Here is a 25559-nt window from a genome sequence, read left to right as displayed (position 1 = left end):
TGCAACGAGCATGGCGATTTCCGCATGTGTGTAGGATCGCGAGAGCGCTTTTTGCGGAGCGATCCGTATTCTCATCACGATAGTAGATCATTCAAAGCCCAAACACACATAAGGAAAGAAATAGTAATAAACCAAACAAGGAAGTAATATGTCAGAAGAAAAAGATTTTAAGGCCGCCTACGAGCGGGAGAAATTAAAGAGCGCCGACCTTGCGGAGCGTATTGCCGAGCTGGAGGACAAGAACCAGGAGCTTCAGTTCAAGCTGGACAGGATCAAGAATAATCCCATCTGGAAGGCCAGCACCCCTGCCAGAAATGCCATGCACTGGGTTATAAGGCAGAGGGACAGAGTCAGGAACCAGGGATCCCTTAAGGGAGTGATCGCCAAGGTCAAGTACAAGCAGATCGAGAAAAAGGCAATGACCCACTACGGAACCGAGAGTTTCCCTGATGAGGCCACCAGGAAACAGCAGCAGGAGACAGTGTTTGAATACAGACCTCTGATCTCTATACTGGTTCCTTTGTACAACACACCGGAGAAGTTCCTCAGAGACATGATCAGTTCATGCCTCGATCAGACCTACAACAACTGGCAGCTGTGCCTTGCGGACGGTTCAGATGCAGAGCACATCGGCCTTGTATATTCCATTGTCAAGGAATATCAGGCAGATTCAAGAGCACTAAGACCTGACGGTAGTTGCCGTATTTCCTACATGAAGCTTGAAAAGAATGAGGGAATATCAGGTAATACCAACCACTGCCTGGAACTTGCAGAGGGCGAGTACATCGGTCTTTTTGACCATGATGATATTCTTCATCCCGAGGCTCTTTACTGGTATGTGAAGGCTATCAATGAAGAGAAGGCAGATTATATCTACTGCGACGAGACTACCTTCAAGGGCGATGACATCAACAAGATGATCACCATGCACTTCAAACCTGACTACGCCATAGATAATCTTAGGGCCAACAACTATATCTGCCATTTCAGCGTATTCAAGAGAACGCTTCTTGACGGCACAGAGCTGTTCAGGACCAAGTTTGACGGAAGCCAGGATCACGACATGATCCTCAGACTTACGGACAGGGCAGAGCATATAGTTCATGTTCCCAAGCTTTTGTATTACTGGAGATCCCATGCGGGCTCTGTTGCTTCGGATATCAATGCCAAGCCCTATGCGATTGATGCTGCCAAGGGCGCCGTTGCGGATCACTTAAGACGTCACGGCTACGACCACTTCAAGATCACAAGCACAAGGGCCTTTGAAACGATATTCAAGATCACCTACGAGGTACAGGGAACGCCCAAGATTTCCATTGTTATCCCTACCTGCGAGCACAAGGAAGATCTCAAGAGATGCATTGATTCAATATATGAGAAGTCAGTGTATGACAATTATGAGATCATTGTTGTTGAGAACGGCAGCAAGGGCTCAGAGATTAAGGGTTATTATGAGGAGCTCAGAAACGGCTCTCTTAAGGACATTGTCAAAGTAGTTGACTATTACGAGAACGGCCAGCACCTTAACGCTGATGGCACTAAGCCTGCGTTTAACTACTCAGCTGTTGTGAACTACGGAGTTCAGCATTCAAGCGGCGAGTATATCATTCTTTTAAATAACGACACACAGGTTATTACCGTTAACTGGATGGAAGAGCTTCTGATGTATGCTCAGAGATCCGATGTGGGAGCTGTCGGAGCCAAGCTCTATTTCCCCGACAGAAAGATTCAGCACGCAGGAGTTGTGCTTAAACTCGGAGCCCACAGAACGGCCGGACATTCACACTACGGTCAGGCCGGAATGAACCTTGGATATATGGGAAGACTTTGCTATGCACAGGATGTCAGCGCAGTTACCGGCGCATGCCTTATGGTAAGCAGAGCCAAATATGACGAAGTCGGCGGCTTTGGCGAGGACTTCGCAGTTAGCCTTAACGATGTGGACTTTTGTCTTAAGCTCAGGGAAAAAGGGTATCTCAACGTATTTACACCTTTTGCAGAGCTCTTCCACTACGAATCACTTTCAAGAGGTCTTGACCTTGAGGGAGAGAACGCAAGGCGCTATGAATCGGAATCAGAGCATTTCCGCACCAAATGGAAGGCTGTGCTTGATAAGGGGGATCCCTACTATAATCCCAATTTCTCACTGGATCGAAGTGATTTCAGTCTGAATGTGGAAGGATACTCAAGTCTGCGCACACAGTGACGGTTTTGCTGTGATATAATATGAAATAATACAGGGTTTACAACTAATGAGGAGGAACAGGAATGAGCGACGCACAGAAACAATTGGAATACTGGCTTAATGACTCATACTTTGATGAGGAGACCAAGCAGGAACTTCTGGCTATCAGAAATGATGAGGCTGAAGTGGAAGACAGATTTTACAGAGAACTTGAATTTGGTACGGGCGGACTTCGCGGAGTTATCGGCGCAGGTACCAACAGAATGAATAAATACACAGTAAGAAAGGCTACTCAGGGCCTTGCCAACTATATCAAGAAGCACGGCGGACCTGATGCAGCAACTAAGGGTGTTGCAATTTCCTATGATTGCAGAAGATTTTCTCCCGAATTTGCGGATGAGACGGCGCTTTGCCTCGCAGCCAACGGCATCAAGGCATATGTGAGCGATATCCTTCGTCCCACTCCGGAGCTTTCTTTTGCCCTCAGAGAATTTGGATGCATCGCAGGCGTGATGGTTACCGCATCTCACAATCCGCCTGAGTACAACGGTTACAAGGTATATTGGGAGGACGGCGCACAGGTTACACCTCCTCATGATACAGGAATCATCGACGAAGTAGTTGCGATCACAGACTACCACGATGTTCTTACAATGGATAAGAACGAGGCTATTGCCAAGGGACTCTATGTTTCCTTCGGCGAAGAGATTGATGACAAGTACATGGTTGAGCTCAAGAAGCAGATCATCCACAAGGATGTCATCGACGAGATGGCTGACAAGTTCACCATCGTTTATTCACCCTTTAACGGAACAGGTAACCTTCCTGTCAGAAGAGTACTTAAGGAGCTTGGCTTCAAGAATGTATTCGTAGTACCTGAGCAGGAGAAACCCGATCCCAATTTCACAACCCTTGCATATCCCAATCCTGAGGATCCCAAGGCCTTCGAGCTTGCTCTCAAGCTGGCAAAAGAGAAGGATGCCGACATCGTTCTTGCAACAGACCCCGATGCAGACAGACTCGGAATCTATGCTAAGGATGCCAAGACAGGAGAATATGTTGCATTCACAGGAAATATGTCCGGAATGCTCATCGGTGATTATATCTTAAGAGAGCGTGAGGCAACAGGAACAATGCCTGTTAACCCTGCTTTCGTAACAACTATCGTTACCACCAATATGGCCAAGGCTGTTGCCGAGAAGTACGGACTTCACTATATCGAAGTTCTTACAGGCTTTAAGTACATCGGAGAGCAGATCAAGCTCTTTGAGCAGAACGGCCAGTCCCACAACTACGTATTCGGTCTCGAGGAGTCCTATGGATGCCTTGCAGGAACCCATGCAAGAGATAAGGATGCGGTTGTTGCAGTTATGATGCTCTGCGAGCTCGCTGCATTTTATAAGAAACAGGGCAAGACCGTATGGGATGCCATGATCGATATGTACGAGAAGTACGGCTACTACAAGGAAGGCCAGTACTCCATCACCATGAAGGGCAAAGAGGGCGCTGAGCAGATCGCAGCTCTTATGGACAAGCTTAGGAGCAATCCTCCCAAGACCTTCGGAAGCTGGAAGGTTGAAGAGTTTAGAGATTACAAGACTCACAAGACTCTTAACATGGCCACCGGCGCAGAGGGCGACACAGGACTTCCCACATCCAACGTTCTGTACTTTGCGCTTGATAATGACGCATGGTGCTGCGCAAGACCTTCCGGAACAGAGCCCAAGATCAAGTTCTACATGGGCGTTAAGGGAACAGGACTTGAGGATGCAGCCAAGCTTCAGGACGAGCTCACAGCTGCTGTTAAGGCTGTAGTTGAAGGCTGATTACAGAGCTCATTGATCAAAAATAATAAATCGGAGAAATACTAATAAATGGGTATAAAAAATGCGGTCTCAAAAACAATAGCATATGCTAAACGCAATGGTGCTAAGGCCGCATTTTTTGCTGCCTTTGAGAGAGTTTCAGATAATTTCAGAGATAAATACAAATATCAGCCGCTGGGAAAAGATGTTCTTGAGGAACAGAGGCAGGAGTACAAACTGCTGATGCAGGCCGGGAACTGTGTAAGATTCAGCATTGTGGTTCCTCTTTTTAACACTCCCGAGAAATATCTCAAGGAGATGATTGAGTCTGTTATCGGTCAGACCTACGGCAATTGGGAGCTGGTGCTTGCCGATGCATCCATGAGTAGTTCCGATATAGCTCAGGAATATGCTGACAAGGATCCCAGGATCAGGTATTATCACCTGGGAGTCAACAGAGGAATATCAGGTAATACCAATGCGGGACTTGAGAAAGCCCAGGGCGATTACATAGGTCTTTTGGACCACGACGATCTTCTTACCCCCGATGCCCTCTATGAGGTGTCCAAGGTCATAAGAAAGAGCATGAAGACCAACAAACTGGCCAGATACAGCGACTGCCCCTTAAGACTCATATATTCCGATGAGGATAAATACGACGACAACAAGGGTGTTTACTATGAACCCCATATTAAGCCCCCTTTTAATATGGACTATCTAATGTCCAATAATTATATCTGCCATTTCACGGTGATGAGAGCCGATGTGATAAGAAGGCTCAAGCTCAGGGACAAGTATGACGGAGCCCAGGACTATGATCTGTTCCTTAGGGCCTGCGGCGAGGCGGCGCTTACAATGCCCGCAGCCGGCAATCAGATCGTTCATATAGCCAAGGTCCTCTATCACTGGAGATGCCACAGAGGATCCACGGCGGCCAATCCCGCCAGCAAGACCTATGCCTATGAGGCGGGCAAAAACGCACTTTTGGACTTCTGTACCAAAAACAATATCGCTGCGGATGTGGAATCCCTGCAGCATCTTGGCTTTTACAGGATCAATTATACAGAAGATTTTTTTAATTCCAGGAAAGATGTGGGCTGCATAGGCGGCAAACTTCTTGATAAAAAGGGAAGAATCTGCGGAGGCATCTACAAAAAGGATGGAAGCCGTGTATACGACAGACTCCCGGAAGGCTTTTCCGGAGGCCCTCAGCACAGGGCTGTTCTGCAGCAGGACTGCGCTGCCGTTGATATCAGATGCATCAGCATAAGACCCGAGTTTATTCCAATATTTGAGGATATAACCAAGACTTCCTATTCTGACAGCTTTTTTGCCGCCGGAGTAAACGACAGCTATTTCGAGGCCATGACAGATGAAGTTCTGATGGAGATGAGCCTTAGGTTCTGCGAGGAAGTGCGAAAGAAAGGCTTCAGGATCCTCTGGGATCCCAAGGTTGTCAAAAGGGTTTGAGAATGAATAAGGTAACCGTGATAATTCCTAATTACAATGGGGCAGGGTTTCTTCCTGATTGTCTTAGGAGCCTTAAAAAACAAACATACACAGATTTTTGTGTTATCATAGTGGATAACGGTTCAGGGGACAGCAGTGTTTCCTATGTTAAGAAGAATCACCCGGAGGTACGTCTCATAGAACTTGGGGACAATACGGGCTTTGCCAATGCGGTTAATGTCGGTATCAGAGCCGCTGACTCGGAGTATGTTTTCCTTCTGAACAATGATACTGTCTGCGACGAGAGAGCCATCGAGGCCCTTGTTCGAGTTATGGACAAGAACAGATCGCTTTTTAGCGCTCAGGCCAAGATGCTGCAGCTTAAAGCACCGGATCTTGTGGATGATGCAGGAGATTATTACTGCGCTCTTGGTTGGGCATTTGCACCCTCCAAGGACAAGGATTCAGGCAGATACAGGAAACGCACTTATATAACGTCTTCCTGCGCCGGGGCCGCCATTTACAGAAAGTCCATGCTGGAGGAAGTAGGACTTTTCGATGAGGCGCATTTCTGCTATCTTGAGGATGTGGACCTTGGCTACAGGGCAAGACTCTACGGCTACAGGAACCTGATGGAACCCTCAGCGGTAGTCTATCACGCAGGAAGCGGCAGCAGCGGATCAAGGCACAATGCATTTAAGGTTGAACTTACCGCAGCCAATAATTTATACTTAATATATAAAAATATGCCTTTTTTACAGGTTTTGATTAATCTTCCGCTGATAATAACAGGGATTATTATCAAGCATGTTTTTTATGTGAAAAAGGGGTTGGGGAAAGCCCATATAAAGGGCCTTCTTAGCGGCTTTTCCAAGATATTCAAGGGCCATGGCAAAAGAGTGCCTTTCAGAGGAAAGCAGGCCTTAAACAGCCTTAAACTGCAGCTTGAGCTGTGGCTTAACTGCCTAAGAAGAATTGGTATTGTTTAAATGATAAAAGATAACCAGACACATCTTAATAGGGCACATGTTGTGGTGGACGGGCTTATCATAGCCGGTTCTTATATGTTGTCCTATTATCTTAAATTTGAATCTATTTTCAGGGACAAGAACCCCGGCGGTGTGCTTTCTATGTCCACCTATTTTTCTGCGCTTTATTATCTTGTGCCCTCATATCTTTTTCTGTACTACATGGTTCAGCTCTACACCTCAAGGAGAGCTCTGAGACTCTGGAATGAGTTCGTGGATATTGTTCAGGCCAATGTGATGGGAATCATCGGCTTCCTGGTTCTTTTGTATATGCTTAAACAGGAGCATTTTTCCCGAACCATGCTTGGTATATTCTTTGTACTGAACATTGCACTGACAACCCTTGCCCATGGGCTTCTTCGTAAGTTCCTTAGGTATATCAGGAAAAAAGGCTATAACATCAAGCACATTCTTCTGGTGGGATATTCAAGGGCTGCAGAGGCTTATATCAGCAGGATACTTGAGAATCCACAGTGGGGCTACGATATAGCAGGCGTTCTGGATGATTTCGTTCCCATAGGAACCAGCTACCACGGCATCAAGGTTGTGGGTAAGACAGATCAGCTTCAGGACCACCTTACCAACAGTAACTACGACGAGATCACCATCACCCTTCCTCTGGATGACTACGACAGGCTGGAGGAACTGGTTGCCCAGTGTGAGAAGTCCGGTGTTCACACCAAGTTCATTCCTGATTATACTTCGCTGTTTCCAAGTAACCCCTATACTGAAGATGTTCAGGGACTTCCCGTCATCAATATCAGATATGTTCCTCTTACCAACTCTTTTAACAAGATGGCCAAGAGATTTGTTGATATAGTAGGTTCACTGGTGGGAATAGTGCTCACATCACCGATCATGATAGCCGCAGCCATAGCTGTCAAGCTTAGCAGCAAGGGACCGATTATTTATCAGCAGGAGAGGATCGGCCTGGGCGGACAGCCCTTCATGATGTACAAATTCAGATCCATGAAGGTTCAGACTGAGGATGAGGAGAAAAAAGGCTGGACCACCAAGGGAGATCCCAGAGTTACAGGCGTTGGTGCCTTCCTTAGAAAATACAGTATCGATGAGCTTCCTCAGCTCTTTAACATTTTCATCGGACAGATGAGCCTTGTGGGACCAAGACCCGAGAGACCTCAGTTCGTTGAGAAGTTCAAGGAGCAGATCCCAAGATATATGGTTAAACACCAGGTAAGACCCGGACTTACGGGCTGGGCCCAGATCAACGGCTACAGAGGTGACACCTCCATCAGAAAGAGAATCGACTACGATATTTACTATATCGAGAATTGGACCATGACCTTCGATTTCAAGATAATTCTTGGTACTTTAAGGTACGGACTCTTTAATAAAAACGCATATTAATTGTGGCCGTCAAGCCGCATGTTTGCTGGCGCTTCGCATATACTTGTATATTTCTTTTGTTTGTGGCAAAATATACAAGTGTATGCGTTTTTGCTTTTACACATAAAAGTTTTATTGGGAAAAAGGAGAATTGACATGTCTAATCGTGATGACGAGTATTATGACAGAGAAGACAGAAACGACAGAAGACCGCCTCGAGATGACAGATATGATGATTATGATGATTATGAGGACAGACCGGTAAGAAAGAAATCCTCACAGGGAGCATCTTCCCAGGGAACCCGCAGAACATCCTCATCCGGCAGGAGCCAGGGTTCAAGACCTGCTTCCAGGAGTAACGGAGCATCCAGGAACGGCTCAGGAAGATCCGGGGCAGCAAGGAAGAGTTCTGGAAGACCTTCACAGTCAGGAAGAAGACCTTCCAAGAAGAAAAAGAACCAGACCAAGGCAATAGCACTTCTGGTAGGAGAGATCCTTATCGCATGTATTCTTGTACTTGTAGCATATACACTGTTCTTCAAGGTTGACGTTACCAAAGTTGGTAAGGTTAACATGGACGAAGAGGTGATCAGCCAGAGTATCAACGAGACAGTTGCTGAGAATGAGCAGATGTCAGGATACACCAATATCGCACTTTTCGGTGTTGATGCCCGTGACGGAGAGCTTACCAAGAATACAAGATCAGATACAATTATTATTGCATCCATCAACAATGAGAACGGACAGATCAAGCTGTGTTCCGTTTACCGTGATACTTACCTGAACCTTAGCAATGACTCTTACACCAAGTGTAACGCAGCCTATGCAGAGGGCGGTCCTGAGCAGGCTATTTCAATGCTTAACATGAATCTTGATATGGATATCAAGAATTTCATTACCATCGGTTTCAGAGGACTTACAGATGTTGTTGATGCCCTCGGCGGTGTGCCTATAGAGGTTACTGACGCAGAGATTCCTCATCTTAACAACTATCAGTCCACAATGGCTTCAGAGCTGGGACTTAAGTACACACCTGTTAACAGCGCAGGACTTCAGACCCTTAACGGACTTCAGGCTACAGCTTACTGCCGTATCCGTTATACCGCAGGTGATGATTTCAGACGTGCTGAGAGACAGAGAACAGTACTTATGGCCTGTCTTGATAAGGCCAAGGGCATGAGCTTCTCACAGCTTGAGGATGTAGCCAACAAGACCTTTAACGAGACCTATACATCACTGGATCTTACCGAGATCCTTGCACTTCTCAAGAATATTGCCAACTACGAGGTTGTAGACAATAACGGATTCCCTGAGGAGAGCATGAGAGCCACCGGTACCATCGGTAAAAAGGGAAGCTGCGTAATTCCTTCAGATCTTTCCTCCAATGTTAAATGGCTTCATGAGTTCTTGTTTGACGATTCCGAGTACACTGTATCACCTGATGTTCAGAAGTACAGCGACAAGATCAAGTCAGACACAGATCCGTATTTGAACTGATTATGTTAAAGGGGCCGGGCCTTGTGAGGGCCAACCCCTTTTTCTTTTTATGAGTTGAGGTTATATGTATACAGTTGACGTAATTATTCCAACCTACAAGCCTGATATATCTCTTTTCAGACTTATCGATGATCTTCAGAGCCAGTCTGTGCGCCCGGGTCATATTATCATCATGAATACTGAGCGCAAATACTGGGATGAGCTTGTTACAGACAGCTCAGAGAATCCTCTGGACAAATATGACAATATTATAGTGGAGCATGTCTCCAAGGCCGAGTTTGATCACGGAGAGACCAGAAATAGGGGCGTTGCCCTGTCTGATGCGGATTATTTCCTTATGATGACACAGGATGCCTTTCCCAGGGACAAGATGCTTATCTCAAGTCTTGCCAAGGCCCTGGATAGCGATGTGGCAGCTGCATATGCAAGGCAGTATCCCAAGAGCGACTGCAATCTTGCAGAGAGATATTCCAGGAAGTTCAACTATCCCAATGAGGCTATGAAGAAGACCCAGGCAGATGTGGGAAGACTTGGAATCAAGACCTATTTTTGCTCAAATGTATGTGCAATGTACAGGCGCGACGTTTATAATGTAATTGGTGGTTTTACTCACAAAACCATTTTTAACGAGGATATGGTCTATGCCGGTAATGCCTGTCAGAAGGGATATGCGATCTGCTACGTACCTGAAGCGGGAGTTATTCATTCCCACAATTACAGCGTATCTCAGCAGTTCCACAGAAATTTTGACCTTGGAGTTTCACAGACCGATCATCCCGAGATCTTTGGCATGATCAGTTCGGAAGCTGAAGGCAAGAAGATGGTGAAACAGACTGTTCAGCATTTTAAACATATTGGCAAGGCCTATCTGATACCTCACTACATTATCATGTGTGGTGCCAGGTTTATGGGGTACAAGCTTGGCAGAAATTACAAGAAACTGCCTAAGGCACTGGTTATCGCCTGTGCCATGAACAAGGATTATTTCCGGAATTAAAGGGGAAAAAATGGAACTTGATCTTGCATCATACAATATCAAAATCTCAGAGGATATCCATTCCTGGGAAGAAGTTAGTCTTATGTACAACTCTGCGCTCAAGCAGATTACAACCAAAATAGAGATCCTTAACGAGGAGTTTCAGGAGGTTCACAGATACAACCCCATCGAGCACGTTAAGGCAAGGGTTAAGACTCCCGAGAGTATAGTCAAGAAACTCAAAAGAAACGGATACGAATCAACCATCGAGAATATGGTCCGCTATATCAACGACATCGCAGGCATTCGTATCATCTGTTCCTTTACTTCTGATATTTACAGAATAGCCGAGATGATAAGTAACCAGAAGGATATTCAGGTTCTTACCGTCAAGGACTACATTATGAATCCCAAGAAGAGCGGTTACAGAAGTTATCACATGATAGTTTCTCTTCCGGTGTACTTATCAGACAGAATCGTCAATGTTAAGGTTGAGATACAGATAAGAACCGTTGCCATGGATTTCTGGGCTTCATTGGAGCACAAGATTCAGTACAAATTTGAGGGTAAGGCTCCCAATCATATTAATTCAGAGCTTCACGAATGTGCCAAGATGGTGGCTGATCTTGATGCCAGAATGTTGTCACTTAATGAAGAGATTCTGGCCATAGAAGATGGAAAAAAATAAAAAACTCCTCATAAAATGAGGAGTGGGTAGACACGTTTCCGCGCCTACCCTATTATGAAAAAATCTATCTTTCGTTGTTTGGAAGCCGTTTGCCATCGGCTATGTTTATAATATACAAGGCAATTATGAATAAATTATGAACAAAAAATGAACAAAGGGTAAAATTGCCCAATAAACTCGTTTTTGCCAAAACAATCTTGTTAATAATTAATAATAAATGTATGATACTATAGTTGAAGTTGCAAAAAAGAACGGTTGGGGAGGGAATGACGTGGATAACTTTATGAATAAGATTGCGGAAAAGATCGGTGCTCAGGATATCATAAGGGCTAATTCACAGGCTGAGGCCAAGGAAGCCGAGAGAATCAGACTTGAGGCAGAGCACTACAAGGCTCTTATGGAGGAGCTTCGTGCCAATGCCGATAATTTCAAGCAGAACGCAGAGGACTTCAAACTTACAGCAGAGGAATACAAGCAGCATCTTAATGAGATGATCTCAGATGCCAAGGCATATAAAGAGAGTCTTGAGGAGCTCAGGGCCGATTACAAGGAACATCAGGAGCTGCTCGAGGCCAATGAGACCCGGATTCACGATGTCGGCGTTCAGGTATACAGAAACGTTCAGGCAGTTGTTGAGAAGAATCAGGAGAAGAATAAGGATGAGTTCAAGGAGGTCGCAAGACGTCTTGAGTCGATCCAGATCGGGGTTGAGACCAAGAACACAGCAGTTCTTCCGGTACTTATCATCACCCTTTTGGTGGCAGGAGCTGATCTTGTCATCAATTTGCTGAGACTTTTCGGCATAATTTAACAAAAACGAACTATAGAAAGATATCCTAGTATGAATTCAAGCAACACAATGTTTCACAAAAAGATAAAGATATGGTTTTTGCATTCTGCTTTGGTGGTTATCACATTGTGGATTTTGTTTATGCCAAGCTTTGTTAAGTTTGAAAAGGGCGGCAATAACATTTTTACTGTGAGACTTAACAATCAGGTTGTTGGTGTTGTGGCATCCAAAAATGATGCCTACGATGCCTTCAGAAGTGCCAGAAGACAGATTGCAAAGGGAAGCGATGAGCTTACTCTCGCAGCCTCAGATCTCAGTATCCAGGGAAGCAATGTTCTCTGGGCTGAAGTAGATTCCACCGCAGATGTGGCAAAGCAGATGGTTGCCGTTATCAATGCCAACAAGAAGAGCACTCTGAACAGAGCCTATTCCATCAAGATAAATGAGTTTTCAGTCAATCTGGCCAGTATTAACGAAGTAATGCAGCTTCTTAACACTGCTTTGGCTACATATGATACCGAGAATAAGTACGAAGTATCTTTGGAGCTGGACGAGTCGAGAGAGGTTAATGTACTTACTCCCAAGGTGCTGAGCAGGGAAGAGGTCAAAAAGGAAGAGGAAATAGCCCAGACCAGTATGCCTGAAGCCGGCTTTTTCCAGACCGTATCCGATATTGTAAATGAGGCAACCCCTATCGCTTATGACAGAGATTTCTCTGATTATGAGCTGGGACTTGTCAGCATAGACTTTGGCGACAAGGTTGAGATCGTGGAGAGTTATCTTCCAAATGAAGAACTCACAGATCTGTCCACTGCTATTGATGATGTCACCAAGGACAAAGAGACCAATCAGATCTATGAGGTTAAGTCAGGCGATACCCTCAGCAGCATCGCAGTACAGTATGACCTTACCGTGGCTGATCTTATTGCCATGAACGAATCCCTTGAGGATGAGTTCACCAGGATCAGACCTGAGGATGAAATTATCGTAACCGTACCCGAGCCTGAACTTTCAGTGGTATATACTATTCAGGAATACTACGAAGAGGACTACGAGGCGGAAGTACAGTACGTTGACAATAATTCCTGGTACACCACACAGACCAAGGTTATCCAGGAGCCATCAGCCGGTCACAGAAAGGTTGTGGCACTTATCAGCTATACCGACACTGCCGAGAACAGCAGGGAGATTGAGAAGGAAGAGATTACCTATCAGGCTGTTCCCAAGATTGTGGAGAGAGGAACCATTGTGCCTCCTACCTACATCAAGCCTATTTCCGGCGGACGACTTACTTCTCACTTCGGAAGAAGAAATGCACCTACCCGTGGAGCCAGCACCTATCATAAGGGCGTTGACTGGGCTACACCTGTGGGAACTGCCGTTGTGGCTTCTTCTTCAGGCCGCGTTACAAGAGCAGGATGGGGAAGCGGCTATGGTTATTGCGTATACATCAAGCATGCGGACGGCAGGGAGACCAGGTACGGACACCTGTCCAAGGTACTTGTATCCGTAGGCCAGTCTGTATCGCAGGGACAGAAGATCGCCCTTTCCGGTAATACCGGTGTATCCACAGGACCTCATCTTCACTTTGAGATTCTAATTAACGGATCTCAGGTTAATCCGCTTAATTACTTGAATTAACAGAATTTCTTCAGTGTCTGTTTTGACACTGGTACATAAATGTGATATAAATATATTTTGTCTGATTATGAAATTTTGACAATTATTGAGTGGAATTTATATGCATTCGGCACAAAAGCTTTTGTGCATTATGCTAAGAGGATTCTTATGGAAAAATATGTTATAAAAGGCGGAATCCCTCTGGTAGGAGAGGTTGAGATCGGCGGTGCCAAGAACGCAGCACTGGCTATTCTTGCGGCTTCTATCATGACAGACGAAACCGTGTATATAGACAATATGCATGATGGATCTGATACCAATGCCATGCTTCAGGCAATGAAGAGCTCAGGAGCCTTCGTTGAGAGAATCGGCAGACATGCGGTTAAGATCAATGCCTCACAGATACGTGATTATATTTTTGACAACGATGACATGAAGAAGATCAGAGGTTCCTATTATTTCCTTGGAGCCCTGCTCGGCAAATACAAGCAAGGCGGAGTTGTTCTTCCCGGAGGCTGTAGCATAGGCCTTCGCCCTATCGACCAGCATATCAAGGGATTTACCGCTCTTGGAGCCAAGGTCAATATCGGACACGGAATAATAGAAGCTAAAGCAGACACCCTGGTTGGAAGCCACATTTATCTTGATGTTGTCAGCGTTGGTGCTACCATCAATATTATGATGGCTGCGGCAATGGCATCCGGTAAGACTATTATCGAGAATGCAGCCAAGGAGCCCCATGTAGTTGATTTTGCCAACTTCCTTAACAGTATGGGAGCTGACATCAAGGGCGCAGGTACTGATGTTATCAGGATTCGCGGAGTTGAGAGACTTCACGGCACAGAATATACCATTATACCCGATCAGATCGAGGCCGGAACTTTCATGATGGCAGCAGCTGCCACCAAGGGTGATATCACAGTCAAGAATGTTATTCCCAAGCACTTGGAGTCCATAAGTGCCAAGCTCATAGAGATGGGATGCCAGATACATGAATCTGACGACGCTGTAAGAGTTGTAGCTACCAAGAGACTTCAGAATACTCATGTGAAGACTCTTCCGTATCCCGGATATCCTACGGATATGCAGCCCCAGATCACCGTTGCGCTGGGACTTGCCAGTGGTATCAGCATTGTTACCGAGAGCATTTTCGAGAACAGATTCAAATATGTTGATGAGCTCACCAGAATGGGAGCCAACATCAAGGTTGAGGGAAGCACCGCTATTGTTGAGGGTGTGGACAAATATACAGGAGCAGTGATATCAGCTCCCGACTTGAGAGCAGGCGCAGCGCTTGTTATTGCGGCTCTTACAGCAGAAGGATATTCAACCGTCGAAGACATTAAGTATATTGAGAGAGGCTATGAGGACTTTGATGCCAAGCTAAGAGAGCTTGGAGCCCAGATTGAGAAGGTTGATTCCGACAGAGAGATAACCAAGTTTAAAATGAAACATGCATAAGTGGATTACCACTTATGCATGTTTTTTTTATGTATCGGTTTATGTATGTATTTGTTTTGCGATTTGGATCATATTATTTCCTGGATATAAACACCGGGGCATTTGCTCAGATCGATGTAATCCTCGCCGACCTTTATGGTGGGCCTTGATAAATGAGTTTTGTTGATAAAAATGATCTCGCCTATTTCTCCGGTATTTAGCCTTACAGTATTCAGCAGATAGGTGTTAACGATGTTCTGAAGGAATACCATGATTATCTCTGCGTCATATTTGTGAAGCCCCTCATCCTCAAACATTGAAATGGCAATGAAGGGACACATGGGACCTCTGTAGTGGCGGGCACTGGTCATGGCATCATATACATCAGCTATGGCCACAGCCTTGGCAAATCTGTCAATCTGCGGTCCCTTTATCTTAAGCGGATAACCGGTGCCATCGCATCTTTCGTGATGCATGAGAGCTGCATTTTTAACATGAGTGCTGATGTTTATGGGCCTTAGTATCTCATAGCCTCTCTGAGGATGAGTCTGGACAATTGAGTATTCATCGCTGGTAAGCTTGCCGGGCTTGGTGATGATGGTGTCGGGAATCATGAGCTTGCCGATATCGTGGAACAGCCCCGCCTGGGTGGCTATCTCCAGTTCCTCGTCATCCCATTTCAGCCACTGTCCAAGAATATTGGTTATAAGAGCCACGTTGATGCAGTGGGTATAGGTGGCATCATCGTACATGCGAAGATTATGCAGCATGTCAAAAATGTTTGTGGCAGTTCGCCCTTTTTTCAGAAGCCCATAAATAGGGGACATCATATTGTCTAAATTAAAATTGGAATCGTTATTGATAAGGTCATTGATCGCATGCTCGAATCTTGAGGCACATTCCTCAAAGTCCGCACGAAACTCCTTAAACTCTTTGGATTCTTTAAGCCTCTCGGAATAGGATAGACCCGAGGCCGTGGGAATATTCGGCTCAACCACCTCAACAGGGTCATCTTCCACCAGGACATCAATAATAGAATAAAAGGCAAGTCTTGCGATGTCCTTATCCTCAAGAACCATACCTTTATCCAGAAGTTTTATATATGAATCATAGGTATAGACATCATTGGCCAGCACCATTCCCGGTGTCAGCTTCCTTGTCACAACTCTCTTCATCTTAACCTCATAAATGAAATTGCGAAAGTAGGTCACTATATCAATATTACAGATAATTTGATTATAAATTTACGTAAGGTACTTGTCAAATTCGGTATTTGTGCTAGTATATGCATATAATAATTCTTCGGGGCAGGGTGTGATTCCCAACCGGCGGTATAGTCCGCGACCCGCTTAGGCGGCTGATTTGGTGTGATTCCAAAACCGACAGTATAGTCTGGATGAGAGAAGAATGCACAATAGTTCTTATTCTTGTGGCAGCCCCAGGTCTATGTAGTGACTTGGAGCTTTTTTATTTTTCTTTATCTCAATTTTCTAACAACATTACCCGATGAGAAAAGAGGAAAATTAAATGAGTGAAAAACAGAATTTACTTACAACCGTAGCACAGAACTGGGAGCATTTTGTTGCGCTGGTTCTTTTGGTCATGGCAGCTTTCTTCTTTACCTTTATTGTAGAGAAGCTTGCAAGAAAGGAAGAGCTTAAGAGAGACGGAAGAGCTGAGGCTATGTTCAGCATAAGGAAGATCGCCATTATCGGTGTATTTTCAGCAATTTCCTTTGTGCTCATGTTTTTTGAGTTCCCGCTGTTCTTTGCACCTTCCTTCTACAAATTTGATTTCAGCGACATTCCGGCCCTTATCGGCGGCTTTGCCTGCGGTCCCATGGTTGCTGTGATGATCGAGTTTGTGAAGGTTATGCTCAACATTCTTATACAGGGAACAACCTCCGGATTCGTCGGAGAGATCGCCAATTTCGTAGTTGGAGCTGCCTTCGTTGTTCCAGCAACCGTCATCTACAGATTCAAAAAGAGCAGAAAGACAGCACTTATCAGCTGCCTTGCCGGAACTGTATGCATAGCCTTTGTTGGCGCAGTTCTCAATGCCTTCTTCCTGTTACCTGCCTATGCGGTAATGTTCGGTAGCGGAGTTGATGCATTTATAGAGATGGGAACAGCTATCAATCCTGCGGTTACCAATCTGTTTACATTCTGTGCGCTTTGTGTTGCACCGTTCAATCTGTTGAAGGGTATTGCGGACAGTATTATTACATTTTTGGTGTATAAGCAGCTTAGTCCCATACTCAAGGCTGACAAAACCTCAGTCTCCCGCAAAATCCACAAAACCGAAGCTGAGGTAGAAGGCTAAATATAATTATAGGTTTCCATAACGCTCCGGCTCTGCCTTGTGTGTATTTCCTGCAGGCCGTCCATTACACATCAAAAGCATCGTAAAAACACTTGTTTTCGTTCGCCTCGTGATTTTCTAAGTCTCGATGTCGAAGGAATGACTCCTACTCATACCTATTCGTGGACAGTCGTCATTCCTTCAACCTTTCGACTTGAAAATCATGTCGTCGTACAAGAACTGCGCGTTTTTCCGGTGCTTTCGCTATGTAATGGACTACTTAACTGACATCCACCCAAGGCAGAGCCGGAGCTGTTTTTGTCTACCACCACAAATAGTTAATTCCTTATTTCCTATCCTTCTACCATCACCCTTCGTAACAAAAACAACAATCCCAAATCAAGCGGCAAATTGCACAGCGGTGCAATTTGCCGCTTCCCGGCGAAGCCGGTAACCTGCCTTTGGCTGGTTTTGCGATTGCGGTTGCCTACTAACTATAATTCACTTGCAAAGTATTACCATCAAAATTTATTGGTAGCAGATTCACCGGTGGATAAGGCATTCACGCACAGCGGTGAGGCCTTCAGAATCCAAGTGATTTTCGGGGCGGGGACAGTTCAGGGGGCAAGGGCTGAAAAAATGCGCAGTTCTTGTACGACGACATGATTATCAAGACGAGAGGGCAAAGGAATGACGACTGTTCACGAATAGGCATGAGTACGAGTCATTCCTTTGACATCGAGTCTTAGAGAATCAGGAGGCGCACGAAAACAAGTATTTTTGCAGACCTTGTCCTCTGAACTGTCCCCGCCCCGAAAATCACGCCCCATTCCAATAAACCAGCGTCCGTGAAGCCATAACCACAGGTGGATGCTACCAAACCCATTTTTATGGTATACTACAAGTAATTATAGTTTTAATTAGGAGTTTAGTATGGAGATTGTAACCAAGCATGAGTCATTCAGCCCCGACGAAACCTTCGCCATCGGCCAAAGAATCGGTGAGACCGCCCAGCCGGGCCAGCTCTTCACCCTCGTCGGTGACCTTGGCGTCGGCAAGACTGTTTTTACCCAGGGCATAGCCAGAGGCCTTGGAATTGACGGCCCCGTCAGCAGCCCCACCTTCACCATAATTCAGGTGTACGATCAGGGCCGCATCCCCTTTTACCATTTTGACGTCTATCGCATCGGCGACATCAGCGAGATGGACGAGATCGGCTATGAGGACTATTTTTACGGGGATGGTCTGTGCATCGTTGAGTGGGCCAACCTCATCGAGGAGCTTCTTCCCGAGCACTACACAGAGATCGTTATAGAGAAGAACCTTGAGAAGGGCTTTGATTACAGACTCATAACCATGATCAAGAAGTAATTAGGAAAAGGACATTTTTCATAGAATATGAAGATACTTGCAATCGATACATCAGGCCTTGTGGGCGCCGTTGCCATTGCCGACGGCGATATGCTCCTGGCCCAGTTTTCAATTCAATATAAGACAACACATTCCGAGATTCTTATGCCCATGCTGGACGACATGTGCAGGAAGGTTCATCTGGACCTTTCTTCCATCGACGCCATAGCTGTGGCCAAGGGCCCAGGATCCTTTACTGGCCTTAGGATAGGCGCCGCCACTGCCAAGGGACTTGCTCTTGCACTGGATAAGCCTATTATTCCCGTGCCCACCGTGGACGGCATCGCCTACAACCTCTACGGCAATGAGAAGGTCATCTGCCCCATGATGGATGCCAGAAGGAACCAGGTCTACACCGGCCTCTACACCTTCGTGCCCAAGATGCCTGAGGGTAAGAGCATGGAGCGCACCTTCGACATGCAGATAATTCATGGCCAGTACGCCGTTTCTCTTGACGACATCATTAACGAGATCAACACTCTTGGGAAGGCTGTGATCCTCCTTGGAGACGGCGTTCCCGTTTATCATGATCTTTTGGAAAAAAATCTCAAGGTGCCCTATTCAATTGCGCCTCTCCACCAGAACAGGCAGAGTGCGTCAGCCCTTGCGGCTCTCGGAGCAAAGATGGCAGAGGAAGGCATCCTGGTTTCAGCTGATGAGTTTGCTCCTGATTATCTGAGACTCTCTCAGGCAGAGAGAGAAGCCAAGGAAGGCGCTGACCACAAGAAGGACAACAGGAAGTCCGACATCAAGACTCCCGGCATCATTCGCGTAAGGCAGATGACCGCTGAGGACATCGACGACGCAGCTGCGCTGGAGAAACTCAACCTTGGCAAAGAAGCCTGGAACCGCAAACAGCTCCTGGATGCAATGACAAGAGATGACACGATTTATCTCGTTGCCGAGAAGGCCGGAAGAATCGTGGGGCTCTGCGGAGTTCAGAACGTCTCAGGAGACGGAGAAGTCACCAATGTTTCTGTTGCAGGCGACTGCAGGAAGGAAGGCGTTGGCTACAAGATGGTCAAGCAGCTCCTTGAAAGGGGCAGGGGCCTTGGAATAGAGAATTATACACTGGAAGTAAGAAAGGCCAACGCTGCCGCCATCAGGCTCTATGAGAAGCTTGGATTTGTCAGTGAGGGTGTTCGTCCCGGCTTCTACGACGAACCCAAGGATGATGCTGTAATTTATTGGAAAAGGAATTAAGAAATATATGATAGATGTTTGTCTTCTCGGAACAGGCGGAATGATGCCTCTTCCGAACCGATTTCTCACTGCTTTGTTTGTGAGATACAACGGAAAATGCGTGCTGATAGACTGCGGCGAGGCCACCCAGATCGCAATGAAGAAAAAGGGACTTAGTGCCAAACCCATAGATATTATCTGTTTTACCCATTATCACGCAGACCATATCAGCGGTCTTCCCGGAATGCTCCTTACCATGGGCAATGCCGAGAGGACGGAGCCCCTTCTTATGGTGGGCCCCAAGGGACTTGAAAGAGTCGTTAATTCGCTCAGAGTCATTGCTCCCGAGCTTCCCTTTGAGATCAGATTCAAGGAGATCACCGAGGATGAAATGTCCTTTGAAACGGAGGGAATGCCCGGTTTTACCATAAGTGCTTTTAAGGTTAATCACAACATCACCTGCTACGGCTATTCCATGAGCCTTAGAAGGCAGGGCAAGTTCGATGTGGAGGCAGCCCAGAGCGCCGGAATCGACAAGAGATACTGGAATCCTCTTCAGAAGGGGGAAACTGTAACTACCCCTGAGGGCATCACCTATACTCCCGATATGGTTCTGGGACAAGAGAGAAAAGGCATCAAGCTCACCTACACCACCGACAGCAGACCCACCGACAGCATAGTACGAAACGCCAAGGATTCGGATCTTTTTATCTGCGAAGGAATGTACGGCGAGCCCGATAAGATCAAGAAAGCAAAAGAATATAAGCATATGACCTTTTATGAAGCGGCGAAGATGGCCAAGGACGCCGAGGTTAAGGAGATGTGGCTTACTCATTACAGCCCTTCTCTGGTGAACCCTTCGGAGTTCATGCCCGAGGTCAAGAAGATTTTTCCCGCTTCCAAGGCGGCCAAGGACGGACGCAGCGTAGAACTTAGATTTGAAGAAGAGTGATGTGAGGCAGTGGGGCCCACAGCTCAGAAATGAGGGGACATGGAAAAAAACAGTGTTAGTTCTGCAGTTGTCAAGTCAATCGTACTGGTTGCTCTCGGAGCAATTATCATTCTGGGAGTGTATCTTCTGCTTAACAGGGGGAAAAAGAGCGGAGGAGAAGAGGTCTATGACCTGACGGTGGTGGACGAGATAACCACCACCAACCTTGATAAGAATTATCCTGCGGATGCCCGCAAGGTTGTGGACCTCTACGCCAGAACAATGAAGGTTCTGTACAAGGAGAAATACTCCGATGAACAGCAGACCAAGATGCTGGATGTGCTGGCGGGAATCATGGACGACGAGCTTCTGGCAGCCCAGAGCAATTTCTATAAGTCCATGAGAGATGAGATTAAGGGCAAGAAGGATGAGGATTATTCAATCCCCGCCTATGTTGTTCAGAGCAAAGAACCCGAAGTTGTCACCGTGGATGGCAAAAAAATGTGCACCGTCAAATGCCTCTTTTCCTTGAGACACGGCACTGTCAGCTCCGCCACTTACTACGAATTCATAATGAGGCAGGACGACCAGGGCAAGTGGAAGATACTCGGCTGGAACATCCTGGAGGATGAGTCCGCTTTCTAAGATTATAAAATTATAACGGTGAATATATGGAAATCAATAAGAATATAGAAGATGACGGCGTTATCTTCATGTCCATCAAAGACAAGGAGAACGCTGACAAAGAGAATACTAATCAAGCTAATAAAGGCGGGGATGTGACAATCCTCGCCATTGAAAGCTCCTGCGATGAGACCGCTGCAGCAGTTGTCAGAAACGGAAGGGAAGTTATGTCCAATATTATCTCTTCCCAGATTGCACTACACACCATTTACGGCGGCGTTGTTCCCGAGATCGCATCCAGGAAGCATGTAGAGAAAATGAACGGCTGCATCAGAGCCGCCCTTTCAGAAGCTGGGATTACCCTTGATGATATCGATGCAGTTGCCGTGACCTATGGCCCCGGTCTTGTAGGCGCCCTTCTCGTTGGAGTATCCGCCGCCAAAGCCATCGCTTTTGCCAAGAACAAACCACTTATCGGAGTCCACCATATCGAGGGACATATCAGCGCCAACTTTATCGAGAACAAAGACCTGGAGCCTCCCTTCGTATGCCTTGTGGTATCCGGCGGTCACTCTCATCTCGTGGTGGTTAAAGACTACGGCGAATACGAGATCATAGGCCAGACCAGAGACGATGCGGCAGGAGAAGCTTTTGACAAAGTGGCCAGAGCCATCGGACTTGGATACCCCGGAGGCCCCAAGATTGACAAGGCAGCCAGAGAGGGTAACCCCGATGCTTTCACCTTCCCTCAGGCCAAGATTGGCGATGCGCAGTACGATTTCTCTTTTAGCGGACTTAAGTCCTCAGTACTTAATTATATAAACCAGGCTAAGATGCAGGGACAGGAGCTGAACCAGTCCGATGTTGCGGCGTCCTTCCAGAAGGCAGTTGTGGAAGTCCTTGCGGGACACGCCATCCTTGCCTGCAAAGAATACGGCTACAACAAGCTCGCCATCGCCGGAGGAGTCGCCTCCAACACAGCGCTCAGAGAACTTCTGGAAAAAGAGTGTGCGGCAAACGGCATAAGCTTCTACAGACCTTCGCCTGTTCTTTGTACCGACAATGCAGCCATGATAGGCGCTGCAGCTTATTTTGAATATGAAAAAGGTGTCAGATTCGGACTTGATATGAACGCCGTTCCCAATCTTCCTCTGGGAGACAGGGAGCGCAGATATCACGCCAACAAGAACTGACTTATTCGTGCACCAATAATGCTATCGGGAGGAGCTACATGAAGACAGTAGCCATAGTGCTTGCAGCCGGAAGCGGCAGCAGAATGAATTCAGATGTTAAAAAGCAGTACATGGAGATCGGCGGTAAACCGCTTATATACTATTCTCTCAAGGCCTTTGAAGAGAGCATGATCGACGATATTGTTCTCGTGGTATCCAGGGGAGACATCGACTATGTACGTAAGGAAATAGTGGAAAAATATGGCTTTGACAAGGTTACTGCTATTGTTGAGGGAGGACTCTACAGGTATCACAGCGTCCGCCTCGGACTTGAAGCAGCAGATCCTTCCTGCGACTACGCTTTTATCCACGACGGAGCAAGACCTTTTGTTAACAGAGATATCATAACCAGGTCCCTTCATGCGGTTAAGGAATACGGAGCCTGTGTGGTCGGCATGCCTGTTAAAGACACCATCAAACTTGCCGATGACAAGGGATTTGCCCAGTCTACACCCGATCGCAGCAAGACCTGGATGATCCAGACACCTCAGACCTTTTCCTTTGGACTGATACTTGATCTGTACAGAAGGCTCGACAGAGAAGAGGGCGAGCTGATGTCCAAGGGCATTAACATCACCGACGATGCCATGGTAGTGGAGTATTTTACCGACAAAAAGGTCAAGCTCGTGGAAGGCTCCTACAATAATATTAAGATAACGACTCCGGAGGATATTCCGGCAGCCGAAGCCATACTAAGAACTATTTGATACTTTGGGGCAGGATATGGAAAAAGAAAAACGCAGAGTCTGCATGATCGTCCAGCAGAGGGATGTTAAGGGCGGGATCGCGGCCGTTACAAACGGCTACTACGGCAGCAGAATAGAGACAGATTACGATATTCGCTATGTTGAATCCTATTGTGATGCATCCAAGTTAAAAATGATACTCAAGGCCCTTAGGGCATACATTGAATTCAGCAAGGTCTTAAGAGATTTCAAACCGGAACTTGTGCATATTCATTCATCTTTCGGAGGAAGCTTCTACAGGATGCAGCCCTTTATCCACATGGCAGGCAAAAGAGGGATTCCCATCCTGGATCACTGCCACGGAGCCGACTTCGAGACTTTTTATGTGAGGGCATCTGATAAAAAGAAGGCCAGGATCAAGACGGTTTTCAGCCGCTTTTCCATGGTGATCGTTCTTTCCGAGGAATGGAAGGAAAGGCTCAGTGCTTTTTTACCAAAGGACAAGTTAAGAGTTATTAACAATTACTGTAAACCAAGGCCTCAGAGTGAAGTTGCAGGATTTCTTGATGCACGTTTTGCAGCGAGACAGATATTGTTTCTTGGAGAACTTGGACATCGCAAAGGCGGTTATGATTTTACGGGCATCGTTTCTCGTGTGACGGAGAGATTCCCTGATGCGGTATTTGTTTTTGCCGGCAGCGGTTCTAAGGAAGATGAAACTGCGATAAAAGGCTCCCTGGAACAGGCGGGACTTATGAAGAACTGCCGTTTTCCGGGCTGGGTTCGAGGCGGAGAGAAGGACAAGCTCCTTAAGGAGTCCTCACTCTTTTTGCTTCCTTCTTATCAGGAGGGGCTTCCCATGGCTATTCTTGATGCGATGGCCTACGGACTTCCTGTGGTTTCAACTAATGTCGGAGGAATTCCTCAACTTATCGTAAGTGGGGAGAGCGGCTTCATTGTAGAACCCGGAGACTGTGACAAACTATCTGACGGAATCTGCAGAATCCTGGATAATGAGACCGACTACAAGGCTTTATCAGCTGAAAGTCACAGAATTGCGGCCGAAGAGTTTGGATTTGACGCTCATTTGGCTAAGCTTGAAAAAGTTTATGAAGAAATTTTGACACAGCGAAGATGATCATCGTATAAACAAATGTAAAGTGAAGGCGGGGGAAATGCGGTCACCAATTATTTACTTAAAAAACCTATTTGGAATACTCGGAAGAAAGATCAGATATGCCGGGCGGTTTTCGGCGGGATGGATCCAGACCTTTGACCATCTTCATACGGAAATATACGGTAAAGGATCCATTAAGCTTGGGGCATATAACCAGAACAGAGGTAATCTCTACCTGGTTGCCAATAACGGCAAGCTTGAGATAGGCGATCATTGTTTCTTTAATACAGGCTGCTGCGTCACTGCTCTTGAGAGCATCAAGATCGGTAACGGATGCAAATTTGGTAATAATCTGGTCATAGTGGATCATGATCATGATTATAAAAAAGCAATGGATTCAGACTTCATTACCGAAAAAGTTGTCATCGGAAACAATGTTTGGGTGGGAGCAAATGTGACAATCCTAAGGGGGACCACGATTGGCGACAACGCCGTTATTGGTGCGGGTTGCGTCATAAAAGGCAACATCGAACCTAAATCAAAAATCGTTCAAAAAAGATGAAAATATTATTTTTTTAAAAAAAGTTGAAAAACATGCTTGACATGTTATGGCGGCTTTGTTAATATATATCTTGCGCTGCGGTGAGCGCCACAAACGTTCACAACAAGCAATAGTTCTTATTTTGAATATTGAATAAGACAACTCGGAGCGATATCGAAGCGGTCATAACGAGGCGGTCTTGAAAACCGTTTGGCGGCAACGCCACAAGGGTTCGAATCCCTTTCGCTCCGCTTAATTATGAACACGCTGCTACAAACAATATAATATTTATATTGAATCAACTATTTTGCAGAAGTACTCAAGTGGTTGAAGAGACACCCCTGGAAAGGGTGCAGGTCGTTAATAGCGGCGCGAGGGTTCAAATCCCTCCTTCTGCGTTTACCTTGCGTAAACAGTAAGGTCATAATTAAAGTACCTTGACAAATAAACAGTAATGCAACCCTGAAAAATTCCAAGAGAATTATTCAGAATTAACAAACCAAAAGTAATAACGGACAGAACATTAAAGCCAAGCTTTTAGTTCTGGCCGGATTGAACAAAACATTTAAACGTGAGAGTTCGATCCTGGCTCAGGATGAACGCTGGCGGCGTGCCTAACACATGCAAGTCGAACGGACTTAAGACGCTGATGAGGCTTCGGCGGATTCTTGTTTTAAGTTAGTGGCGGACGGGTGAGTAACGCGTGGGCA

Annotated in this window: 21 protein-coding genes, 2 tRNA genes, 1 rRNA gene and 1 riboswitch; of the genes, 23 read left to right on the top strand and 1 reads right to left on the bottom strand. The window is 46.1% G+C overall.

Annotated features, from left to right (window positions below):
• The first annotated feature begins 148 nt into the window (after positions 1 to 148).
• From G588_RS0116095 to G588_RS0116045, 11 genes are all read left to right on the top strand, one after another.
• A complete protein-coding gene (locus G588_RS0116095; RefSeq protein ID WP_022779739.1) occupies positions 149 to 2206 on the top strand; it encodes a glycosyltransferase family 2 protein in 2058 nt (685 codons plus the stop codon).
• Positions 2207 to 2268: 62 nt separating this feature from the next.
• Positions 2269 to 4011 carry a phospho-sugar mutase gene (locus G588_RS0116090; RefSeq protein WP_022779738.1) on the top strand — a complete coding sequence of 581 codons (1743 nt, stop codon included), beginning with the start codon at positions 2269 to 2271 and terminating at the stop codon, positions 4009 to 4011.
• Positions 4012 to 4059: 48 nt separating this feature from the next.
• Complete coding sequence (locus G588_RS21835) at positions 4060 to 5460, top strand: glycosyltransferase family 2 protein (protein ID WP_026668846.1); 1401 nt, start codon at positions 4060 to 4062, stop codon at positions 5458 to 5460.
• Positions 5461 to 5462: 2 nt separating this feature from the next.
• On the top strand, positions 5463 to 6428 hold the full coding sequence (locus G588_RS0116080; protein WP_022779737.1) for a glycosyltransferase family 2 protein: 966 nt from the start codon (positions 5463 to 5465) through the stop codon (positions 6426 to 6428).
• Complete coding sequence (locus G588_RS0116075; protein ID WP_022779736.1) at positions 6429 to 7835, top strand: undecaprenyl-phosphate glucose phosphotransferase; 1407 nt, start codon at positions 6429 to 6431, stop codon at positions 7833 to 7835.
• Positions 7836 to 7970: 135 nt separating this feature from the next.
• Positions 7971 to 9311, top strand: coding sequence for an LCP family protein (locus G588_RS0116070; protein WP_022779735.1), 1341 nt, complete (start codon positions 7971 to 7973; stop codon positions 9309 to 9311).
• A gap of 64 nt (positions 9312 to 9375) precedes the next feature.
• On the top strand, positions 9376 to 10308 hold the full coding sequence (locus tag G588_RS0116065) for a glycosyltransferase family 2 protein (RefSeq protein WP_022779734.1): 933 nt from the start codon (positions 9376 to 9378) through the stop codon (positions 10306 to 10308).
• A gap of 10 nt (positions 10309 to 10318) precedes the next feature.
• A complete protein-coding gene (locus tag G588_RS0116060) occupies positions 10319 to 10975 on the top strand; it encodes a GTP pyrophosphokinase (protein ID WP_022779733.1) in 657 nt (218 codons plus the stop codon).
• Positions 10976 to 11246: 271 nt separating this feature from the next.
• The gene (locus tag G588_RS0116055) at positions 11247 to 11786 is read left to right on the top strand and encodes a hypothetical protein (protein ID WP_022779732.1); all 540 of its coding nucleotides are present in this window, start codon (positions 11247 to 11249) and stop codon (positions 11784 to 11786) included.
• Positions 11787 to 11816: 30 nt separating this feature from the next.
• Complete coding sequence (locus G588_RS0116050) at positions 11817 to 13406, top strand: peptidoglycan DD-metalloendopeptidase family protein (RefSeq protein WP_022779731.1); 1590 nt, start codon at positions 11817 to 11819, stop codon at positions 13404 to 13406.
• 147 nt (positions 13407 to 13553) lie between these two features.
• On the top strand, positions 13554 to 14846 hold the full coding sequence (locus tag G588_RS0116045; RefSeq protein WP_022779730.1) for a UDP-N-acetylglucosamine 1-carboxyvinyltransferase: 1293 nt from the start codon (positions 13554 to 13556) through the stop codon (positions 14844 to 14846).
• A gap of 68 nt (positions 14847 to 14914) precedes the next feature.
• Here G588_RS0116045 and G588_RS0116040 read toward each other — a convergent pair whose 3' ends face one another.
• A complete protein-coding gene (locus tag G588_RS0116040; RefSeq protein ID WP_022779729.1) occupies positions 14915 to 16000 on the bottom strand; it encodes an HD-GYP domain-containing protein in 1086 nt (361 codons plus the stop codon).
• Between the two features lie 119 nt (positions 16001 to 16119).
• Positions 16120 to 16237: riboswitch (FMN riboswitch) on the top strand.
• Positions 16238 to 16352: 115 nt separating this feature from the next.
• Here G588_RS0116040 and G588_RS0116035 point away from each other — a divergent pair.
• The 12 genes from G588_RS0116035 to G588_RS0115975 all read left to right on the top strand — a co-directional run.
• Positions 16353 to 17147, top strand: a complete 795-nt coding sequence (locus G588_RS0116035; RefSeq protein WP_022779728.1) for an ECF transporter S component — start codon at positions 16353 to 16355, stop codon at positions 17145 to 17147.
• A gap of 912 nt (positions 17148 to 18059) precedes the next feature.
• Positions 18060 to 18497: a tRNA (adenosine(37)-N6)-threonylcarbamoyltransferase complex ATPase subunit type 1 TsaE gene (gene tsaE, locus G588_RS0116030; RefSeq protein ID WP_022779727.1), complete on the top strand. Its 438-nt coding sequence runs from the start codon at positions 18060 to 18062 to the stop codon at positions 18495 to 18497.
• A 27-nt stretch (positions 18498 to 18524) separates the two neighbouring features.
• Complete coding sequence (locus G588_RS0116025; protein WP_022779726.1) at positions 18525 to 19739, top strand: bifunctional tRNA (adenosine(37)-N6)-threonylcarbamoyltransferase complex dimerization subunit type 1 TsaB/ribosomal protein alanine acetyltransferase RimI; 1215 nt, start codon at positions 18525 to 18527, stop codon at positions 19737 to 19739.
• Between the two features lie 7 nt (positions 19740 to 19746).
• Complete coding sequence (locus tag G588_RS0116020; protein ID WP_022779725.1) at positions 19747 to 20670, top strand: ribonuclease Z; 924 nt, start codon at positions 19747 to 19749, stop codon at positions 20668 to 20670.
• 39 nt (positions 20671 to 20709) lie between these two features.
• The gene (locus G588_RS0116015; RefSeq protein WP_022779724.1) at positions 20710 to 21294 is read left to right on the top strand and encodes a DUF6715 family protein; all 585 of its coding nucleotides are present in this window, start codon (positions 20710 to 20712) and stop codon (positions 21292 to 21294) included.
• 68 nt (positions 21295 to 21362) lie between these two features.
• Entirely contained in the window at positions 21363 to 22466 is a 1104-nt protein-coding gene (gene tsaD / locus G588_RS0116010; RefSeq protein ID WP_051139963.1) for a tRNA (adenosine(37)-N6)-threonylcarbamoyltransferase complex transferase subunit TsaD, read from the top strand.
• 38 nt (positions 22467 to 22504) lie between these two features.
• Positions 22505 to 23212: a 2-C-methyl-D-erythritol 4-phosphate cytidylyltransferase gene (ispD, locus tag G588_RS0116005; protein ID WP_022779722.1), complete on the top strand. Its 708-nt coding sequence runs from the start codon at positions 22505 to 22507 to the stop codon at positions 23210 to 23212.
• A gap of 16 nt (positions 23213 to 23228) precedes the next feature.
• Entirely contained in the window at positions 23229 to 24329 is a 1101-nt protein-coding gene (locus G588_RS0116000; RefSeq protein WP_022779721.1) for a glycosyltransferase family 4 protein, read from the top strand.
• A gap of 37 nt (positions 24330 to 24366) precedes the next feature.
• Positions 24367 to 24870, top strand: a complete 504-nt coding sequence (locus G588_RS20720; protein WP_081644388.1) for an acyltransferase — start codon at positions 24367 to 24369, stop codon at positions 24868 to 24870.
• A 144-nt stretch (positions 24871 to 25014) separates the two neighbouring features.
• A tRNA-Ser gene (locus tag G588_RS0115985) sits at positions 25015 to 25100 on the top strand.
• A gap of 58 nt (positions 25101 to 25158) precedes the next feature.
• Positions 25159 to 25247: transfer RNA gene (locus tag G588_RS0115980), tRNA-Ser, on the top strand.
• Positions 25248 to 25416: 169 nt separating this feature from the next.
• Positions 25417 to 25559 (top strand): 16S ribosomal RNA (locus tag G588_RS0115975); the annotation flags it as partial.

The sequence above is a fragment of the Butyrivibrio sp. AE3009 genome (genome assembly GCF_000420845.1).
Taxonomy (GTDB): Bacteria; Bacillota; Clostridia; order Lachnospirales; family Lachnospiraceae; genus Butyrivibrio.
The sequence above is the reverse complement of the archived record's forward strand: the minus strand, read 5'-3'. Positions and strand labels throughout refer to the sequence as shown.

Bases quoted from the DNA above. Each gene is read 5' to 3' on its own strand.
- G588_RS0116015 (WP_022779724.1), top strand. From the start codon at position 20,710: ATGGAAAAAAACAGTGTTAGTTCTGCAGTTGTCAAGTCAATCGTACTG.
- G588_RS0116060 (WP_022779733.1), top strand. From the start codon at position 10,319: ATGGAACTTGATCTTGCATCATACAATATCAAAATCTCAGAGGATATC.
- G588_RS0116090 (WP_022779738.1), top strand. From the start codon at position 2,269: ATGAGCGACGCACAGAAACAATTGGAATACTGGCTTAATGACTCATAC.
- G588_RS21835 (WP_026668846.1), top strand. From the start codon at position 4,060: ATGGGTATAAAAAATGCGGTCTCAAAAACAATAGCATATGCTAAACGC.
- ispD (WP_022779722.1), top strand. From the start codon at position 22,505: ATGAAGACAGTAGCCATAGTGCTTGCAGCCGGAAGCGGCAGCAGAATG.
- G588_RS0116075 (WP_022779736.1), top strand. From the start codon at position 6,429: ATGATAAAAGATAACCAGACACATCTTAATAGGGCACATGTTGTGGTG.
- G588_RS0116050 (WP_022779731.1), top strand. From the start codon at position 11,817: ATGAATTCAAGCAACACAATGTTTCACAAAAAGATAAAGATATGGTTT.
- G588_RS0116040 (WP_022779729.1), bottom strand. From the start codon at position 16,000: ATGAAGAGAGTTGTGACAAGGAAGCTGACACCGGGAATGGTGCTGGCC.
- G588_RS0116025 (WP_022779726.1), top strand. From the start codon at position 18,525: ATGAAGATACTTGCAATCGATACATCAGGCCTTGTGGGCGCCGTTGCC.
- G588_RS20720 (WP_081644388.1), top strand. From the start codon at position 24,367: ATGCGGTCACCAATTATTTACTTAAAAAACCTATTTGGAATACTCGGA.
- G588_RS0116020 (WP_022779725.1), top strand. From the start codon at position 19,747: ATGATAGATGTTTGTCTTCTCGGAACAGGCGGAATGATGCCTCTTCCG.
- G588_RS0116045 (WP_022779730.1), top strand. From the start codon at position 13,554: ATGGAAAAATATGTTATAAAAGGCGGAATCCCTCTGGTAGGAGAGGTT.
- G588_RS0116065 (WP_022779734.1), top strand. From the start codon at position 9,376: ATGTATACAGTTGACGTAATTATTCCAACCTACAAGCCTGATATATCT.
- tsaD (WP_051139963.1), top strand. From the start codon at position 21,363: ATGTCCATCAAAGACAAGGAGAACGCTGACAAAGAGAATACTAATCAA.
- G588_RS0116000 (WP_022779721.1), top strand. From the start codon at position 23,229: ATGGAAAAAGAAAAACGCAGAGTCTGCATGATCGTCCAGCAGAGGGAT.
- tsaE (WP_022779727.1), top strand. From the start codon at position 18,060: ATGGAGATTGTAACCAAGCATGAGTCATTCAGCCCCGACGAAACCTTC.
- G588_RS0116080 (WP_022779737.1), top strand. From the start codon at position 5,463: ATGAATAAGGTAACCGTGATAATTCCTAATTACAATGGGGCAGGGTTT.
- G588_RS0116095 (WP_022779739.1), top strand. From the start codon at position 149: ATGTCAGAAGAAAAAGATTTTAAGGCCGCCTACGAGCGGGAGAAATTA.
- G588_RS0116035 (WP_022779728.1), top strand. From the start codon at position 16,353: ATGAGTGAAAAACAGAATTTACTTACAACCGTAGCACAGAACTGGGAG.
- G588_RS0116070 (WP_022779735.1), top strand. From the start codon at position 7,971: ATGTCTAATCGTGATGACGAGTATTATGACAGAGAAGACAGAAACGAC.